This is a genomic window from Frigoribacterium sp. PvP054, from assembly GCF_040547465.1.
In the GTDB taxonomy this organism is placed as follows: domain Bacteria; phylum Actinomycetota; class Actinomycetes; order Actinomycetales; family Microbacteriaceae; genus Frigoribacterium.
In genome coordinates this window covers 1-17497 of the sequence record NZ_JBEPPU010000010.1, presented here as the reverse complement: position 1 = coordinate 17497, position 17497 = coordinate 1, and the positions used below count along the sequence as shown (strand labels likewise).

15 protein-coding genes and 2 tRNA genes are annotated in these 17497 nt (G+C 72.3%); 16 read left to right on the top strand and 1 reads right to left on the bottom strand.

All coding sequences use genetic code 11. From position 1 onward, the window contains the following. Positions 1 to 12 precede the first annotated feature (12 nt). The 7 genes from ABID81_RS12440 (at position 13) to ABID81_RS12410 (ending at position 7793) form a co-directional block, all read left to right on the top strand. Positions 13 to 1635 (top strand): ABC transporter substrate-binding protein, encoded by a 1623-nt coding sequence (locus tag ABID81_RS12440; protein ID WP_354595103.1) that lies wholly within the window; start codon positions 13 to 15, stop codon positions 1633 to 1635. 158 nt (positions 1636 to 1793) lie between these two features. Beyond that, on the top strand, positions 1794 to 2888 hold the full coding sequence (locus ABID81_RS12435; RefSeq protein ID WP_354595102.1) for an ABC transporter permease: 1095 nt from the start codon (positions 1794 to 1796) through the stop codon (positions 2886 to 2888). 2 nt (positions 2889 to 2890) lie between these two features. Beyond that, positions 2891 to 3904 carry an ABC transporter permease gene (locus ABID81_RS12430; protein WP_354595101.1) on the top strand — a complete coding sequence of 338 codons (1014 nt, stop codon included), beginning with the start codon at positions 2891 to 2893 and terminating at the stop codon, positions 3902 to 3904. Continuing rightward, positions 3901 to 5655 carry a dipeptide ABC transporter ATP-binding protein gene (locus tag ABID81_RS12425; RefSeq protein ID WP_354595100.1) on the top strand — a complete coding sequence of 585 codons (1755 nt, stop codon included), beginning with the start codon at positions 3901 to 3903 and terminating at the stop codon, positions 5653 to 5655. The genes ABID81_RS12430 and ABID81_RS12425 overlap by 4 nt, the downstream gene beginning before the upstream one ends. 2 nt (positions 5656 to 5657) lie before the next feature. Further along, a complete protein-coding gene (locus ABID81_RS12420; protein WP_354595099.1) occupies positions 5658 to 6554 on the top strand; it encodes an ABC transporter ATP-binding protein in 897 nt (298 codons plus the stop codon). Continuing rightward, positions 6551 to 7606, top strand: coding sequence for a D-isomer specific 2-hydroxyacid dehydrogenase family protein (locus tag ABID81_RS12415; RefSeq protein WP_488627592.1), 1056 nt, complete (start codon positions 6551 to 6553; stop codon positions 7604 to 7606). Before ABID81_RS12420 ends, ABID81_RS12415 begins: the two co-directional genes overlap by 4 nt. Positions 7607 to 7720: 114 nt before the next feature. Then, a tRNA-Asn gene (locus tag ABID81_RS12410) sits at positions 7721 to 7793 on the top strand. 195 nt (positions 7794 to 7988) lie between these two features. On the opposite strand, the gene def is transcribed toward ABID81_RS12410, so the two are convergent. After that, positions 7989 to 8555 (bottom strand): peptide deformylase, encoded by a 567-nt coding sequence (gene def / locus ABID81_RS12405; protein ID WP_354595098.1) that lies wholly within the window; start codon positions 8553 to 8555, stop codon positions 7989 to 7991. Between the two features lie 41 nt (positions 8556 to 8596). Between def and ABID81_RS12400 the strand changes: the two genes are divergently transcribed. From ABID81_RS12400 to ABID81_RS12360, 9 genes are all read left to right on the top strand, one after another. Continuing rightward, complete coding sequence (locus tag ABID81_RS12400; protein WP_354595097.1) at positions 8597 to 9511, top strand: DMT family transporter; 915 nt, start codon at positions 8597 to 8599, stop codon at positions 9509 to 9511. Between the two features lie 110 nt (positions 9512 to 9621). Beyond that, positions 9622 to 10890 (top strand): glycosyltransferase, encoded by a 1269-nt coding sequence (locus ABID81_RS12395; protein ID WP_354595096.1) that lies wholly within the window; start codon positions 9622 to 9624, stop codon positions 10888 to 10890. 57 nt (positions 10891 to 10947) lie between these two features. Further along, positions 10948 to 11021: transfer RNA gene (locus ABID81_RS12390), tRNA-Ile, on the top strand. A 109-nt stretch (positions 11022 to 11130) separates the two neighbouring features. After that, on the top strand, positions 11131 to 11475 hold the full coding sequence (locus ABID81_RS12385; protein WP_354595095.1) for a hypothetical protein: 345 nt from the start codon (positions 11131 to 11133) through the stop codon (positions 11473 to 11475). Between the two features lie 650 nt (positions 11476 to 12125). After that, the gene (locus ABID81_RS12380; protein WP_354595094.1) at positions 12126 to 13256 is read left to right on the top strand and encodes an LLM class flavin-dependent oxidoreductase; all 1131 of its coding nucleotides are present in this window, start codon (positions 12126 to 12128) and stop codon (positions 13254 to 13256) included. Between the two features lie 19 nt (positions 13257 to 13275). Then, on the top strand, positions 13276 to 13917 hold the full coding sequence (locus tag ABID81_RS12375) for an FMN reductase (RefSeq protein ID WP_354595093.1): 642 nt from the start codon (positions 13276 to 13278) through the stop codon (positions 13915 to 13917). 104 nt (positions 13918 to 14021) lie between these two features. Continuing rightward, positions 14022 to 14891 (top strand): DUF1684 domain-containing protein, encoded by an 870-nt coding sequence (locus ABID81_RS12370; protein ID WP_354595092.1) that lies wholly within the window; start codon positions 14022 to 14024, stop codon positions 14889 to 14891. 54 nt (positions 14892 to 14945) lie between these two features. After that, the gene (locus tag ABID81_RS12365; RefSeq protein ID WP_502915222.1) at positions 14946 to 16604 is read left to right on the top strand and encodes a bifunctional 3'-5' exonuclease/DNA polymerase; all 1659 of its coding nucleotides are present in this window, start codon (positions 14946 to 14948) and stop codon (positions 16602 to 16604) included. Between the two features lie 208 nt (positions 16605 to 16812). Continuing rightward, positions 16813 to 17316 carry a DUF3145 domain-containing protein gene (locus ABID81_RS12360; protein WP_354595091.1) on the top strand — a complete coding sequence of 168 codons (504 nt, stop codon included), beginning with the start codon at positions 16813 to 16815 and terminating at the stop codon, positions 17314 to 17316. Positions 17317 to 17497 lie beyond the last annotated feature (181 nt).

The window sequence follows — 17497 nt, the reverse complement described above, 5'->3', positions numbered from 1 at the left end:
AGGTAACCGGATATGACATCCGACTCCACGCTCGCCCGACGCGCCCTGGCCGTCGTCGGTGGCGCCGCTGCCACCGCGCTCGTCCTCTCGGGCTGCGCCTCCGGTGGTGACGCGACCGACGCCCTCGACGGTCTCAGCATCGGCACGACCGACGTCATCACGTCGCTCGACCCGGCCGGTTCGTACGACAACGGCTCGTTCGCCGTCCAGAACCAGGTGTTCGGCTTCCTGACGAACGCCCCGTACGGCAGCCCCGACGTCGAGCCCGACCTGGCCGAGTCCGCCGACTTCACCAGCCCGACCGAGTACACCGTCAAGCTCAAGGACGGCCTGACCTTCTCGAACGGCAACGCGCTCACCTCGAGCGACGTCAAGTTCAGCTTCGACCGTCAGCTGGCGATCGCCGACCCCAACGGCCCCTCGTCGTTGCTCGGCAACCTGGCCAGCACGGACGCGCCCGACGACACGACCGTCGTCTTCACCCTCAAGTCGGCCGACCAGACCTGGCCGCAGGTGCTCTCGAGCCCCGCCGGCCCCATCGTCGACGAGGACGTCTTCTCGGCGACCGCGCTGACCGACGCCGACGACATCGTCACGGGCGACGCCTTCTCGGGTCAGTACAAGATCACGGACTACTCGCAGAACGAGACGATCGCCTACGAGGCGAACGACGCCTACGACGGCGTGCTCGGGGCCCCGAAGACCGACTCGGTCACGGCGACCTACTACACCGAAGAGACCGACCTCAAGCTCGCCGTCCAGAACGGCGACGTCGACGTCGCGAACCGCAGCCTGAGCCCGACCGACCTGGCCGACCTGGCCAAGGACGACTCGCTGACGGTGCACAACGGCCCCGGTGGCGAGATCCGGTACCTGGTGTTCAACCTCGACACCATGCCCTACGGTGCCACGCAGCCCGACGCGGACGCGGCGAAGGCCCTCGCGGTCCGCCAGTCGGTGGCCGACACGATCGACCGTGAGGCCCTCGCCAAGGACGTCTACAACGACACCTACACGCCGCTCTACTCGGTCGTCCCCGACGGCCTGACCGGTGCCACGAAGCCCCTCGAGGGCCTCTACGGCGACGGCCAGGGCGGCCCCGACGTCGACAAGGCCGCCGCGGCCCTGTCGGCCGCCGGCGTCAGCACCCCGGTGTCGATCGACCTGCAGTACAGCCCCGACCACTACGGCGCGTCGAGCGACGAAGAATACGCGCTGATCAAGTCGCAGCTCGAGGCGAGCGGCCTCTTCACCGTCAACCTGCAGTCGACCCTGTGGGACACCTACAGCACCGAGCGCCGCGAGGACGCCTACCCCGTGTACCAGCTGGGTTGGTTCCCCGACTTCTCGGACGCCGACAACTACCTGACGCCGTTCTTCAGCGCGGACAACTTCGTCGGCAACCACTACGACAGCCCGACCGTCCAGGGTCTGCTGACGCAGGAGATCGGCGAGCAGGACGCCTCGGCACGCGAGGCCGTCATCGGTCAGATCCAGGACGCCGTCGCGGCCGACCTGCCCACGCTGCCGCTGCTGCAGGGCACGCAGGTCGTCGTGTCGCAGTCCGACGTCAAGGGCGTGGACGACACGCTCGACGCGTCGTTCAAGTTCCGTTACGGTGCGCTGAGCCGCTGACGCGCCTCCTCGTCCCCTGAGCCCCGCCGGTCCGCCGGTCGGGCTCGGGGGGCGGGGGACTCCGCACCACGGCCGTACGCCGAGGGGGCGACCCGCGACACCGCGGGGCGCCCCCTCCGGCCTGCGACCGGCACCACACCATCGAAAGGCCCAACGACGTGACCCTGATCACCGACGGCTCCCTCACGGCGCCGCCCACCTCGACCCCCGGGAAGTCCCGGGGCTCCGGCGGCGGCGGCCTCGGACGCTACATCGTGGTCCGCGCGATCCTCATCGTGCCGACCGTGTTCATCCTCGTCACGCTCGTGTTCTTCCTGATGCGCGTCGTCGGGAACCCGATCACCGCCTCCGTCGGCGGGCGCCTCACCGAGGCGCAGCTGCAGGAGCGCCTCGCCGCGGCCGGCTACGACCGCCCGGTCATCGTGCAGTACCTCGAGTACCTCGGCCAGATCGTCCGCGGCGACTTCGGCACGACCGCGACCGACAACCGTGCGATCAGCGACATCCTGCTGCAGTACGGCAGCGCCACCATCGAGCTGGTCTTCTACGCGCTGATCGTCGCGCTCGTGCTGGGCATCCCGCTCGGCATGCTCGCGGCCTACGTGCGCGACCGTTGGCCCGACGCCATCCTGCGCGTGCTGGCGATCCTCGCCTACGCGACCCCCGTCTTCTTCGCCGGCCTGCTGCTCAAGCTGACCTTCTCGGTCTGGCTCGGCTGGCTGCCCCTCGGCGGTCGCGCCAGCACGCGCGTGGCCATCGCGCTCGGCCGCATCGACGACCCGACGGGCATCTACATCGTCGACGCCCTGCGGACGGGCAACTCGACGATCATCACCGACGTCCTGTCGCACGCCGTGCTGCCGGCCCTGGCGCTCGGCGTCCTCACCGCGGGCATCTTCCTGCGCCTGGTGCGCACCAACGTGATCGGCACCCTCGGCTCCGAGTACGTCGACGCGGCGCGCTCTCGAGGCGTGAGCGAGTTCCGCCTCGTGCGGGCCCACGCCCTCAAGCCGGCGCTCATCCCGATCATCACCGTGATGGGCCTGCAGATCGCCATGCTGCTCGGTGGCTCCGTGCTGACCGAGACGACCTTCGGCTGGCGGGGGCTGGGCTTCCAGCTGCAGCAGTACCTGTCCGCCCGTGACTTCGTCGCCGTGCAGGGCATCGTCGCCGTGCTCGCCGTCATCGTCGCGGTGACCAACTTCGTGGTCGACGTGATCGCCGCGCTGATCGACCCCCGGGTGAGGTACTGACCATGACCGACGCAACCGTCGCGGCCGACCGCCGCGAACCCCTCTTCCTGCGCCTGCCCGTCGTGGCCCAGATCCGCCGCTCGGTCGGGCTGCAGCGCGGCATGCTGCTCACCGGCGTCGTCATCGTCGCCGTCTTCGTGCTGCTCGCGGTCTTCGCGCCGCTCATCGCCCCGTACGGCTTCGGCCAGCTGCGCGGCGCCACCGAGGCGTTCCCGCGCCAGGCGCCTCCGTCGGCCGAGCACCTCTGGGGCACCACGGTCGGCGGCTACGACGTCTTCAGCCGCGTCATGTGGGGCACCCGCACCGCCGTGGCCGTCGTCATCGTGGCCGTCGTGCTCTCGATCACCATCGGCGTCACCCTCGGCCTGGTGTCGGGCTACCTCGGCGGCTGGCTCGACCGCGTGCTCGTCGTCATCGCCGACGCGGTCTACGCGTTCCCGTCGCTGCTGCTCGCCATCGTCGTCTCGATCGTCATCAGCGGCGGCCAGTCGAGCCTGTGGGGCGGCATCGTGTCGGCGGGCATCTCGATCACCGTGGTGTACGTGCCGCAGTACTTCCGCGTCGTCCGGGCCGAGGCCACCCGACTGAAGGCCGAGGCCTTCGTCGAGTCCGCGAAGGTCAACGGCAGCAGCACGGGCCGCATCATGTTCAAGCACGTCCTGCGCAACGCGACGCGCAGCCTGCCGCTCATCCTGACGCTCAACGCGTCCGAGGCGATCCTGACCCTCGCGGCCCTGGGCTTCCTCGGCTTCGGCATCGGCCCGACGTCGGCGGCCGAGTGGGGCTACGACCTCAACCGTGCCCTCTCCGACACGGCCAGCGGCATCTGGTGGACCGGCGTGTTCCCGGGTGCGGCGATCGTGCTCATGGTGCTCGGCATCACGCTGATGGGCGAGAGCATGAACGACCTGGCCGACCCGCGCCTCCGGACCCGCCGTCGCGCGAAGCGCAAGACGGGGGCCACCCGCGCAGCCGGGCAGGCACCGACCACGACGAACGACGAGGTGACCGCATGAGCGCCGACACGACCACGACGGGCCGACCGGCCGCCCCCCGCGACGAGCGTCCCGTCGCCGTCGGCATCACCGACCTCGAGGTGACCTTCGCGACCGACGGCGGTGACGTGGCCGCCGTGCGGGGCGTGACCCTCGACGTCCGTGCCGGCGAGGTCCTGGCGATCGTCGGCGAGTCCGGCAGCGGCAAGACGGTGACCGCGAAGACGATCCTCGGCCTGCTGCCCGAGACCGCCGTCGCGACGGGAGCCGTGCTGCTCTCGGGGCAGAACGTGCTCGAGGTCGGCGCGAAGAAGGTGCGCGAGCTGCGCGGCACCGACGTCGCCATGGTCTTCCAGGAGCCCTCGACCGCGCTCAACCCCGTCTACACGGTGGGCTGGCAGATCGCCGAGGGCCTGCGGGCCCACGGCAAGGTGGGACGCAAGGAGGCGCGGGTCAAGGCGATCGACATCCTGCGTCGCGTGGGCATCCCCGACCCCGAGACCCGCGTCGACTACTACCCGCACCAGTTCTCGGGCGGGCAGAAGCAGCGCGTGGTGATCGCCATGGCGCTCGTGCTCGACCCGTCGGTGATCGTCGCCGACGAACCGACCACCGCCCTCGACGTGACGGTCCAGGCCGAGATCCTCGACCTGCTGCGCCGCTGCCGCGACGAGTTCGGCACGGCCATCGTGCTCATCACGCACAACATGGGCGTCGTCGCCGACCTCGCCGACCGGGTCGCGGTCATGTACCTCGGCAAGGTGGTCGAGCAGGCCCCGGCCGTCGAGCTCTTCGCGAACCCGCAGGACGACTACACGAAGCGCCTGCTCGGCTCGGTGCCCAAGCTCGAGGCCCGCGGCCACACCCAGCAGGAGCAGCCGGCCGACAGCGAGGTCGTCGTGCGGGCGCGGGGACTCGAGATCGAGTACCCGGGCCGCCTCGGTCGTGGTGGGTTCCGGGCCGTCAAGGGCGTCGACTTCACGATCGCCCGCGGCGAGGTGGTCGGCCTGGTCGGCGAGAGCGGCTCGGGCAAGACCACGATCGGGCGGGCCATCGCCGGCCTGACGAAGGTCACCGGTGGCTCGCTCGAGGTGCTCGGCATCGAGATGAACGGCGTGCACGAGCGGGACTTCAAGCCGAAGCGCGCCGACATCGGCTTCGTCTTCCAGGACCCCGCGTCGAGCTTCAACCCGTTGCTCACGATCGCCGAGTGCGTCGCCGAGCCGCTCATCGTGCACGGTCGTGCGAAGGACGCCCGGGCCGCCCGCCCGCGCGTCGACGAGTTGCTCGAGGCGGTCCAGCTGCCGAAGTCGTTCGCCGACCGGTACCCGCACGAGCTCAGCGGCGGCCAGCGTCAACGGGCGAGCCTCGCCCGGTCGCTCGCCCTCGACCCCACGCTGCTGATCGCCGACGAACCCACCAGCGCGCTCGACGTGTCGGTCCAGGCCCGCGTGCTCGAGCTCTTCACCGAGCTGCAGTCCGAGCTGGGCTTCGCGGCGCTCTTCATCAGCCACGACCTCGCGGTCGTCAACATGCTCGCCGACCGCATCGGCGTGCTGTTCCACGGCGACCTGATCGAGAGCGGGCCGAACGACCAGGTGCTCGGCGCCCCCGAGCACCCGTACACCCAGCGCCTGCTGGCCTCGCTGCCGGTGCCCGACCCGATCGAGCAGGCGTCGCGGCGCGAGCACCTGGCCCGGCTCGACCGCGAGGCGGCGACGGGCGGCGACCGCACGGCGACCGACGGCCACCCCGCCGGCGGGGCGGCCTGACGGTGGCGGCCCGCGAGCTCGACCTCGACCAGCCGGTCGTCACCGACGACCTGTCGCTGCTCTACCCCGCGCGCGCGGGCCACCCGGCCGTCCGTGCGGTCGACGGCGTGACCCTGCGGGTCGAGCCGGGCGAGATCGTCGCCGTCCTCGGCGAGAGCGGCTCGGGCAAGTCGACGCTCGCCATGGCCCTCGCCGGGCTCACCGGCACCGGGCGCGTCGACGAGGGGCGTCCGCGCCTGGTCGGCGGCACCGCCCGCGTCTTCGGGCAGGACGTCGGCAAGCTGTCCGGTCGACGTCGCGACCGGCTGTCGACGATGGTCGGCTACCTCGCGCAGGACGACGGCGAACGCCTGAGCCCCGACCTCACCGTCGGCGAGGCCATCGCCGAGCCGATCTACCTTCGAGACCGGAAGTTCGACCGCACCGAGGCCGGGCGCATCGTCGCGACGTTGGTCGACGGCGTCCACCTGCCGCTCGGCACCATGCTCAAGCAGACCTGGGAACTCAGCTCGGGTCAACGCCAACGCGTCGCCCTGGCCCGCAGCCTCGTGCTCGAGCCCCCGCTGCTCATCGCCGACGAGCCCGCCCGGGGGGTCGACGTGCTGGTGCGGCAGGCCGTGCTCGACGTGATCAAGAACCTGCACGAGGGGCGTCAGTTCTCGGCGCTCGTCGTCACGTCGTCGGTCGCCGAGGCCCGCGCCATCACCGACCGCGTCGCCGTCATGCGGGGCGGCCGCCTCGTGGGTCTGGGCGACATCGACGACGTGTTGCGCACCGGCATCGACCCTTACGTCAAGGTCCTGTCCCAGACGACGCCGATCGACATCATCCGCCCGGAGGAGCGCGAGGCGTCCCGCCGGGCGCCCGACGCCGACGGCGTGGGCCCCGAGTCACCGTGACCGCCGACTCGACCGGTGGGGCCGTCGCGGGGGACGCGCCCCGGGCGTCGACCCCGGGAGGCGCGCGCGGCCACCGCGCGGTCCTCACCACGGGCCCCGCGCCGACGCCCGGGCGACGGCCGACCCCCGGCCCCGTCTCGGTGGCCCCGCGCGAGACCCCGGTCTTCGTCGAGGCCGTCCGTGCCGGGGGAGCCGAGGTCGTCCCCCTCGGCCCCGACACCCGCGGCCTGGTCTGGCTCTCGTACCGCGACCCCGCGGGCCTCGCCCGCGCCCTGGACGACCACCCCGGCATCGAGTGGGTGCAGCTGCCCTACGCCGGCGTCGACGCCTTCGCCGAGGTGATCGCGGCCCGGGCCGACCGGGCCCTGCCGCTCTGGACCAGCGCCAAGGGCGCGTTCGCCGAGCCCGTGGCCGAACACGCCCTCATGCTCGTGCTCTCGCTGCTGCGCGTCGTGCCGCAGCGCGTCCGGGCGACCTCGTGGGCCACCGAGCAGCAGGGCCGTTCGCTGTACGGGGCCCACGTCGTCATCGTCGGCGCCGGGGGAATCGCGGTCGAGTTGATGCGCCTGCTGGCGCCGTTCGACGTGCGGGTCACGATCGTGCGACGCTCGGACGACCCCGTGGCGGGTGCCGACCGGACGGTCGCCGTGGACCGGCTCGACGAGGTGCTGCCCGACGCGGACGTCGTCGTGCTCGCCGCCGCGGCGACGCCCGGCACCTCCGGCCTGTTCGACGCGCGTCGGCTCGCGTTGCTGCCGCCGACGGCCGTGCTCGTCAACGTCGCCCGGGGCAGCCTCGTCGACACCGACGCCCTCGTCGACGCCGTCCGGGCCGAGCGGCTGTGGGGTGCCGGGGTCGACGTCACGACGCCCGAGCCGCTGCCGGACGGCCATCCGCTGTTCGGCGAGCCGCGCGTCGTCGTGACTCCGCACCAGGCGGACACTCCCGAGATGACGGCCCCCCTGCTCGCCGAACGCATCCGTCACAACGTCGCGGCGTTCGTCGGCCGGGGCGACTTCGTCGGCGTCGTCGACCCGCGCGCCGGGTACTGAGCCGGTGTCCGCGGTCGTCCGACGCGCCGGGTCGGCACCGTGGTCCGACGGGGCCCCAGATCTTTGCTAGAGTTGTCTCCGCTGTCACGGACGAAGGTCCGAGGCGGTTGCCATTCCTCGATAGCTCAATTGGCAGAGCAGCCGGCTGTTAACCGGCAGGTTGTTGGTTCGAGTCCAACTCGGGGAGCGAAGGCCCAGAGGCTCCACCCTCTGGGCCTTTTCTCTTGCCCCCGAAAGTCGTCTCCTGCGTGCGAAGGTCTTCTCCCGCGTGCGAAGGTCTTCTCCCGCCTGCGACAGGTGCCGCGGGGCCGAGACCGACGGAGGCGCGTCCTGCGGTTCGCAGGACGCGCCTCCCTGGACTCGGGGTCGGCTCGCTCACCGGTCAGTCCTCGAGGTGGTCGACGCCCGGCAGCCAGGTGTTGCCCGGCTGGCCCCAGCCCTTCTTGCGGACGGCCTTGGCCGCCGCCTTGTGGAACGGGTGCTCGAGCCGGTCGGCGTAGAGCACGCCGTCGAGGTGGTCGTACTCGTGCTGGAAGATGCGGGCGAGCCAGCCCCAGGCCTCGATCTCGACCTCGTCGCCGTCGAGGTCGGTGGCCCGCAGCACGACTCCGTCGGCCCGACGCAGCGGGAACCTCTCCCCGGGCACGGACAGGCAGCCCTCGGACTCCGACTCGTCGTCGAGCGGCTCGATCGACAGGGGGCTCTGCCAGAGCGTCGGGTTGACGGCCACCCCGCGCCAGAGGGTTCCGTCGTCATCGGTCCACGAATAGACGAAGAGTCGCTTGCCGACGCCCACCTGCGGGCCCGCGAGGCCGACCCCGGGGGCGGCGTCCATCGTGTCGAACATGTCGGCGACGAGGGCGCGCAGCTCGTCGTCGACGACGGTCACCTCGGAGGCGGGGGAGTGGAGCACGGGGTCACCCGTGATGGAAATGGGTCGAACGGCCATTCGTCCAGACTATCCAGCGCCACGGCGCTAGCGTGGACGCCGTGACGACGGACATCGGGGAGCTCACCCACCAGGTATCCCTGACCCCCTACCAGGCCCTCGGCATCCCCATCGCCCTCATCGGTGCGGTGTTCCTCTCGATCGGTGCGCAGTTGCAGCACCAGGGGGTCGCCAAGGTCGAGCGCCGCATCGGCGCCGCCACGAGCGGCATGAACGTCCGCCAGGTGCTGGCACTCGTCGGTCGACCGTCGTGGGTGCTGGGCACGCTGCTGCTCGGGCTCGCGATCCTCTTCCAGCTCACCAGCCTGCGCATCGCCCCGCTGCTCGTGGTGCAGCCCCTCGGCGCGGTGGCGCTCGTCATCACGGCCGTCCTCAACTCGCGGGCGACGGGTCGTCGGCTCGACCGGCGTGCCAAGCGGGCGATCCTGTTCTGCGTCGGCGGCGTGGGCCTTTTCGTCACGGTCGCCGCGTTCACGGCCATCGAGCCCGAGATCACGACGCGACAGCTCGTCACCGTGCTCGTCATCCTCGCCGCGGTGGGGGCCGTGCTCGGCATCGCCTTCGCGCTCCTTCGCCGCCGGCGCAGCGCGCTGTTCTACATCATCGCGGCCGGCGTGCTCTACGGCTTCGTCGCGACCCTGGCGAAGGTGGTGCTGAACCGCGTGTTCGCGGGCAACTTCGACTGGCTCACGATCGTCTGCATCGTCTTCCTCCTCGCGGCGGGCCTGCTCGGCGGGTACTTCGTGCAGAACGCCTACTCGTCCGGTCCGCCGGACCTCGTCATCGCCGGCCTCACCGTCGTCGACCCGCTCATCGCCGTCGGCATCGGCATCGTCGTGCTGGGCGAGGCGCAGAACGCACCGCCCGTCGCCGGGGTCTTCTTCGTCATCGCCGCCGCGGTGGCCGTCTACGGCGTGTTCCAGCTCGCCAAATACCATCCGCAGACCCGAGCCTGAGCTAGCGTGGGGTCGTCGCGACCGACGGTCCCACCACCCGCCGGACGCGTGACGCGCCACCCCGGCCACCGAGCACGAGAAAGACGCCACGAACCGTGACCACCGCCCCGATGCCCTCGGAACCCGGCCACCCCGTCGACGCGACGACGGCCGACGCCGCCACCCGCGCCTCCTCGGGGTCGTCGGACCGACTCACCGTGCTGATCGCCGGCGACACGTTCCCGCCCGACGTCAACGGAGCGGCCAACTTCACCGAGCGGCTCGCCGTGGGACTCGCCCAGCGCGGGCACGACGTGCACCTCATGGTCCCGGCGGCCAGCCGCCACCACGGCACCTTCCTCGAGCAGCACGGCGGCGTGACGCTCACCGTGCACCGGCTCTACTCGACGCGCTGGCCGTTGCACGACTGGTTGCGCTTCGCGACGCCGTGGCGGGTGCAAGAGCACGCCGAGAAGATCTTCGACGAGATCCACCCCGACGTCGTCCACATCCAGTCGCACATCGTCATGGGTCGCGGGGTCGCGCAGGTCGCCGAACGTCGGGGCGTGCGCGTCGTCGCCACGAACCACTTCATGCCCGAGAACCTGCTCGAGCACACCGGTCTGCCCAAGGGCCTGCGCGCCAAGGCGACCCAGATCGCCTGGAACGACGCCAGCAAGACGTTCCACCGGGCCGCGGCCATCACGACGCCCACGCAGAAGGCGGCGACGTTCCTCGAGAAGTCCGTCGCCGTCAGCGGCGTGCTCGCCGTCTCGTGCGGCATCGAAGCCGGCCACTACACCGCCCTCGACACGCGTCCCGACGCGAACCGCATCGTCTTCGTGGGCCGGGTCACCGCCGAGAAGCAGATCGACGTGCTGCTGCGCGCCATGACCCTGCTCGACCCCGCGCTCGGCGCGACGCTCACGATCGTCGGCGGGGGCGACCTGTTCAAGCAGCTGCAGGCCACCAGCCGCGACCTGGGACTCGCCGACGTCGTGACGTTCGTGGGCTACCTGTCCGACGACGAACTGCGCCGCACGTTGACCGAGTCGACCGTCTTCGCCATGCCCTCCATCGCCGAGCTGCAGAGCATCGCCAGCCTCGAGGCGATGGCCTCGGGCCTGCCGATCGTCGTGGCCGACGCGATGGCGCTTCCGCACCTCGTCGACGAGGGCGAGAACGGCTACCTCTTCCGCCCGGGCGACAGCCGCGACCTCGCCGACAAGCTCACGACGGTGCTGACGAAGTCCGACGACGACTACCTCGCCATGCGGCGGGCGAGCCTCAAGATGATCGAGGGGCACGACATCGAGCGCACCCTGAGCGTGTTCGAGAGCCTGTATCGTGGTCAGCCGGTGGTCCCCTCCACCGACGCGGCGTCCGACCGCGCACACTGACGGTCGACCGCGGCACCGCCCCGGCCGACCCCGGCGCGCACCGGTGGGTCGACGCGGGGGGCGGTAGCTCAGCCGGTTAGAGCAGTCGACTCATAATCGATCGGTCACGGGTTCAAGTCCCGTCCGCCCTACTCCGGCACGCACCGGTGGCCCCGGCCCGGCACCCGTCGGCCTAGGGGCCCGCTGTGAGCGCGGCCGCGTCGTCGCCTCGCGTGCGCCGTGCGTGGCACGATGTCGTCCATGTTCACCAAGCGGCCCCGACGGCCGGAGCCCGACCCCGACTCCTGGGGCGGCGATCCCTCGTCCGACGACGACCGACGGTCCGGGCCGGCGCGCATGGGCGTCGGCGCACAGGTCTACGTGCTCGACTCCGACGACGACCCCGCGACGCCCTTCCCGTACGGTCCGACCGGCATCGTCGTCCGGGCCGGCGGCAGCGCCTGGCAGGGGGTCTCGGCCATCGGCGGCTCGGCCCGCACCTGGTGGGTCGAGTTCGACTCGCCCCAGATCGACCGCGACGGAGACGGGCCCGTCACGCAGGCGCAGGTCGCCGAGCGATGGCTACGCTTGGCGCCCCTGGCCTGACCCGCCCGGGGCATGACCAGCCCTTGGCCTGACCCGCCCGTGGCCTGACCCGCCCGGGGCCTGACCCGCCCGGGGCCTGACCCGCCCGTGGCCTCACCCACCGCTCGCCCGACCGGATCCGTCCTGGCCGTGACCGCTTCCGCCGCGACCGCCCGCCCCGTCCCGCGTCAGCCACACGCGCCTCCCGCCCTGCTCGCTCGGCCCCCCATCCGTCGCGGGGCCGACAATTCCTGGTTCCTGCTGCGCCGCTCTGTTTCGGCCCCGCCTGTCCGGGCCGGCGCGTGCGCGGCGGAGCACCTGCCCGGAGTTGCCGTCAGGGGCCCGTGCTGACGCGCCGATCCGTTCCGAGCCGGGCCCGCCCGCACTCGGCCCGGGTCCGGTCCGGCCCCGTCGCGTCGCCGTGTCGGCAGTTCCTGGCTCCTGCTGCGCCCTCGCGTCACGGGCCCGCCTTGTCGGGCCTGCGCGTGTGCGGTGCAGCAGCGGCCCTGAGTTGCCGACAGGGCGGACGGCACTCCGCGGTCCACCGGCGCCGGGGCGGAAGGGTGCACGGCCCGATCCCGTCGGCGGTCGCGCGCCACGGGAATGCCGACCCCCACCCCGCGGTTCGGTCAAGTGCATGCAAACGCATGCAGATGACCTAAGGTGGAGCAATGCAGTTCGGAATCTTCAGCGTCGGCGACATCACGACCGACCCGACCACCGGCGTGACCCCGACCGAGGGCGAGCGCCTCCAGGCGATGGTCACGATCGCGAAGAAGGCCGAGGAGGTCGGCCTCGACGTCTACGCGGCCGGCGAGCACCACAACCCGCCCTTCGTGAACTCGAGCCCCACGACGCTGTTGGCCTACATCGCCGCCCAGACCGAGCGCATCGTGCTGAGCACCGCCACCACCCTGATCACCACGAACGACCCGGTGAAGATCGCCGAGGACTTCGCGCTGCTGCAGCACCTCGCGGGCGGCCGCGTCGACCTGACGCTCGGGCGGGGCAACACGGGGCCGGTGTACCCGTGGTTCGGCAAGGACATCCGTCAGGGCATCAACCTCGCCATCGAGAACTACGCCCTGCTCCACCGTCTGTGGCGCGAGGACGTCGTCGACTGGAAGGGCCACTTCCGTACCCCGTTGCAGGGCTTCACGGCGACCCCCCGCCCCCTCGACGGCGTCGCCCCCTTCGTGTGGCACGGCTCGATCCGCAGCCCCGAGATCGCCGAGCAGGCCGCCTACTACGGCGACGGCTTCTTCGCGAACCACATCTTCTGGCCCGCCTCGCACACGAAGCAGATGGTCGAGCTCTACCGCACCCGCTTCGAGCACCACGGCCACGGCCGTGCCGACCAGGCGATCGTCGGCCTCGGCGGTCAGGTGTTCCTGGCGAAGAACTCGCAGGACGCCAAGCGGACCTTCCGGCCGTACTTCGACAACGCTCCCGTCTACGGTCACGGCCCGAGCATGGAGGACTTCACGAGCCAGACCCCTCTCACGGTCGGCAGCCCGCAGGAGGTCATCGACCGCACCCTCGGCTTCCGCGACTACGTCGGCGACTACCAGCGCCAGCTCTTCCTGATGGACCACGCCGGCCTGCCCCTGAAGACGGTCCTCGAGCAGCTCGACATCCTGGGCGGCGAGGTCGTGCCGGTCCTCCGCCGCGAGTTCGCGGCGAACCGTCCGGCCGACGTGCCCGACGCCCCCACGCACGCCTCGCTCGTCGAGGCCCGTGCGTCGCAGTCCGCCGGCACCCCCACCGCGCACGACGCCCTCGTCGCGTCGTCCGCCCGCTGACGGCCCCGGGAGGCGCGCCATGAGCACCAAGAAGATCGTCGCCCTGTCCGCCGGGCTGAGCCAGCCGTCGTCCACCCGCCTGCTCGCCGACCGCCTCGTCGAGGCGACGACGCGCGACCTCGTCGGTCGCGGGTCGTTCGTCGAGGTCGAGGTGGTCGAGCTGCGCGACCTGGCGCACGAGGTGACGGACGCGATGCTCACCGGGTTCGCGCCTCCCGCCCTGGCGGCGGCGCTCGAGAAGGTGACGACCGCCGACGGCGTCATCGCGGTGACGCCCGTGTTCTCGTCGTCGTACAGCGGGCTCTTCAAGTCGTTCGTCGACGTGCTCGACCACAAGGCGTTGACGGGCACGCCCGTGCTCGTCGCGGCGACCGGCGGCACGGCCCGGCACTCGCTCGCCCTCGAGTACGCGGTGAGACCGCTCTTCGCGTACCTGCAGGCGGTCGTCGTGCCGACGTCGGTCTTCGCGGCGTCCGAGGACTGGGGCGAGGGCGACGGCACGTCGACGACGCTGCCCGAGCGCGTCACCCGCGCCGCGGGGGAGTTCGCCGATCTGGTCGACCGGCACCAGGGCGGCGCGGACGACGCGTTCGCGGCCGTCGTGCCGTTCGACGAGCAGCTGCGTCGCCTGGCCGTGGGCGGCGACGACCCGCAGGCCTGAGCCGGACGGCGAGGAGGCGCGGTGCGCGTCCCGAGGCCGTGCCGCGCCTCGGGGCATGAACCGCGCCTCCTCGGCGTTGACCCCGGCAGACCCCAGGAGGACCGATGACCGACACCACCCCCGGCACCGACCGAGCCGACGCCCCGTCCGGGACGGCGGCAGGTCAGGCCGAGCTCGACCGTTTCCACGCGCTGCGCCGCACCCGGGCCGTGTCGCCGCAGGGCCCGCTGGCGCTGACGGGCACGCAGTGGGTCGACCACGAGCAGACCGTCTGGGGAGTCCCGGGGCGGTGGGCCCCGACGCCGCAGGGCGTGTCGGGACTGGCCCTCACGGCGACCGCCGCGGACGGCATCCGGGTCGACGGCGACCTCGTCGACGGCACCGTCGTCGTGGCGGGGGACGACGCGATGACGCCGAGTGCCCTGAGGTTCTCGCCGACGACGACCGGCACGGTGATCGCGAACGACGACCACACCGGCTACGCCCTGCGCGTCTGGGATTCCGCCTCGGACGCCGTCACGGGGTTCGGCTCGATCGACGCGTTCCCGTTCGACCCCGACTGGGTGGTCACGGCCGACTTCGTGCCGACCGCGCCCGACGCCCTGGTCGACATCCGCCACCAGAAGGACCTCGAGCTCAGCCGCCCCAAGCCGCTGCCCGGGCTCATCCGTTTCTCGGGCGGCGGGGTCGACCACGAACTCGCCGCCTTCCCGTCGGGGGACGGCGATCGTCTGCAGCTCGTCTTCGGCGACGCCACCAACGGCGACAGCACGTACTCGGTCGGGCGGTTCCTCTTCCCGACCCCGGCCGGCGACGGCACGATCACCCTCGACTTCAACCGTGCCGTCCTGCCGCCCTGCGCGTTCTCGTACGCGTTCAACTGCCCGATCCCGCCGGCCCAGAACCGCTTCACGCTGCCGATCGAGGCGGGCGAGAAGAACGTGCTCGACGCGGCCGGCCATCCGCTGCACTAGCCGCCGTGCCCACCGTGGACCGACGGTGCCGGGCCGCGGTGGGATGATCGGACGGTGTTCTTCCTGCTGCGTCGCCTGGCCGACGGCGACGTCGAGCTGACCCGCTTCGGACGCGGCTCGTCGGGTCGCCTCGAGGTGGTCGGCGTCGAGACGGTCGCCGCGACCGACCTGCCGCGGCGGGTCGCCGACCTCGAGCGCGAGGCCTCGCCCCGCTGGGTCTGGGACGACACCCCGCGGTGGTACCCGCGCCTCCTCGACGCCGGGGTCACCGTGGCCCGGTGCGTCGACCTGCGGCTCGTGCACGCCCTCCTGCGGCTGTCGACGGCGACGCCCGGGTTCGCCTCGGACGGGCCTCGACCGGGGCCCTGGGACGTCCCGCAGGCGGCGCCCGGCGAGTCGGACGGTCTGTTCGAGGTCGTGCCCGACTCGTTGCCCGACCCGGTGGGCGAGTTCGTGGCCCAGCGCGACGCCGTCGAGGCGTCGTCGACGCGGGGCCGACTCGAACTGCTCGTCGCCGCCGAGTCGACCGGGGCGTTGATCGCCGTCGAGATGCGGCACCGGGGCATCCCGTGGTCGCCCCGGGTGCACGACGAACTGCTCACCGCGGCCCTCGGGTCGAGGCCGGCACCGGGCGAGCGCCCTGCCCGCATGCGCACGGCCCTCGACGAGGTGCGACGGGCCCTCGACGCGCCCGACCTCAACCCCGACTCGCCGGCCGAGCTGGTCAGGGCCCTGAACCGTGCGGGCGTCCTGGTGCAGTCCACGCGCCAGTGGGAGCTGCAGCGGCACGAGCACCCCGCCGTCGGACCCCTGCTCCACTACAAGAAGATGCAGCGGCTGCTCGTGGCCAACGGTTGGTCGTGGCTGGACGCCTGGGTGCGCGACGGTCGGTTCCGCCCCGACTACGTGCCCGGCGGCGTCGTGACCGGACGATGGGCCACGAGCGGAGGAGGCGCGCTGCAGTTGCCGAAGGCGGTCCGGGGGGCCGTCGTGGCCGACCCCGGCTGGAGCCTCGTGGTGGCCGACGCCTCGCAACTCGAGCCGCGCATCCTGACCGGGCTGTCCGGCGACCGGGCGATGGCGCGGGCGGGGGCGGGCGACCTCTACGAGGGCATCGTCGCGAGCGGCGCCGTGGCGTCGCGGGCCGAGGCGAAGGTGGCCATGCTGGGCGCCATGTACGGGGCGACGCAGGGCGAGAGCGGCCGGCTCGTGCCGCGCTTGGCCCGACGGTTCCCCGACGCGATGGCGCTGGTCGAGGCCGCGGCCCGCACGGGCGAGGCCGGGGGAGTCGTCGACACCCTGCTCGGGCGCAGCTCGCCTCGGCCTATCGACGAGCCCGGGGCCGCCGGGTCCGCGGCAGGCGCCCTCCCGCCCGAGATGGGCGTTCGCCCGGCCGACCGTGACGCCCGCTCGTGGGGTCGCTTCACCCGGAATTTCGTCGTGCAGGGGACGGCGGCCGAGTGGGCCCTGTGCTGGATGGGCGCCCTGCGACGGCGCCTGCACGCCCGGTGGGGAGCCGGGGTCGACGCGCCCCACCTGGTGTTCTTCCTGCACGACGAGGTGGTGGTGCACGCGCCCGTCGGGGTCGCCGACGAGGTGGCCGGTCTGGTCACCGAGAGCGCCGTCGAGGCCGGTCGGCTGCTGTTCGGCGAAGCTCCCGTGGCGTTCCCCGTGACGGTCGCGGTCGTCGACGACTACTCGCAGGCGAAGTGAGGCCGGCAGCGCGCCGGCGACCCGCCCGGGGCGGCACCGTCTTCGCAGGTGTTACACAGTTGTGATTTCTCAGCCGGGTCGGTCATAATTCACGAGACGGGCTCCGGTCCGTGAGTCATCGGGCCCCGGCCCGCACAATCGAAGAACGCACACGAGTCACGTCTGACAGGTCGATGGGGAAGTCGCACCTGAACCAGATGGAGGAATCGTGGCTGCTGCAACCGCTCGGGGAGTGCTCTACGTGCACTCGTCCCCTCGTGCACTGTGCCCACACGTCGAGTGGGCCGTCGGTCGTGCCCTCGGGCACGGCGTGAACTTCGCCTGGGTCGACCAGCCCGTGCTGCCCGGCGCCCAGCGCACCGAGTTCTCGTGGCAGGGCGACGAGGGCTCCGGTGCCCGCATCGCCTCCGCCCTGCGTGGATGGGAGCACCTGCGGTACGAGGTGACCGAAGATCCCGGCGAGGACCACGACGGTGGTCGCTGGATGCACTCGCCCGACCTCGGGGTGTTCTTCGCGCAGACCGACACGGCGGGCAACACCGTCATCCCCGAGGACCGCATCCGCTACGCCATGGAGATCGCGGGGTCCAACGCCCTCGAGCTGCACCGCGAGCTGCGCCTCGCCCTCGGCCAGGCCTGGGACGACGAGCTCGAACCTTTCCGCTACAGCGGCGAGGGCAACCCCGTCGTCTGGTTGCACAAGGTCGGTTGACCCGCCACCGCTCGGGCCAGGTGTGCCCCGAGACGACCGGGTGACCACGCAGGAGGCGGGGGGGGGGGGGGGGACCCCCCCCCCCCCCCCCCCCCCCCCCCCGCGGGGGCCGGCCCCCCCCCGCCCCCCCCCGGGGGGGGGGCGGCCCCCCCCCCCCCACCCCCGCCCCCCCCCCCACCCC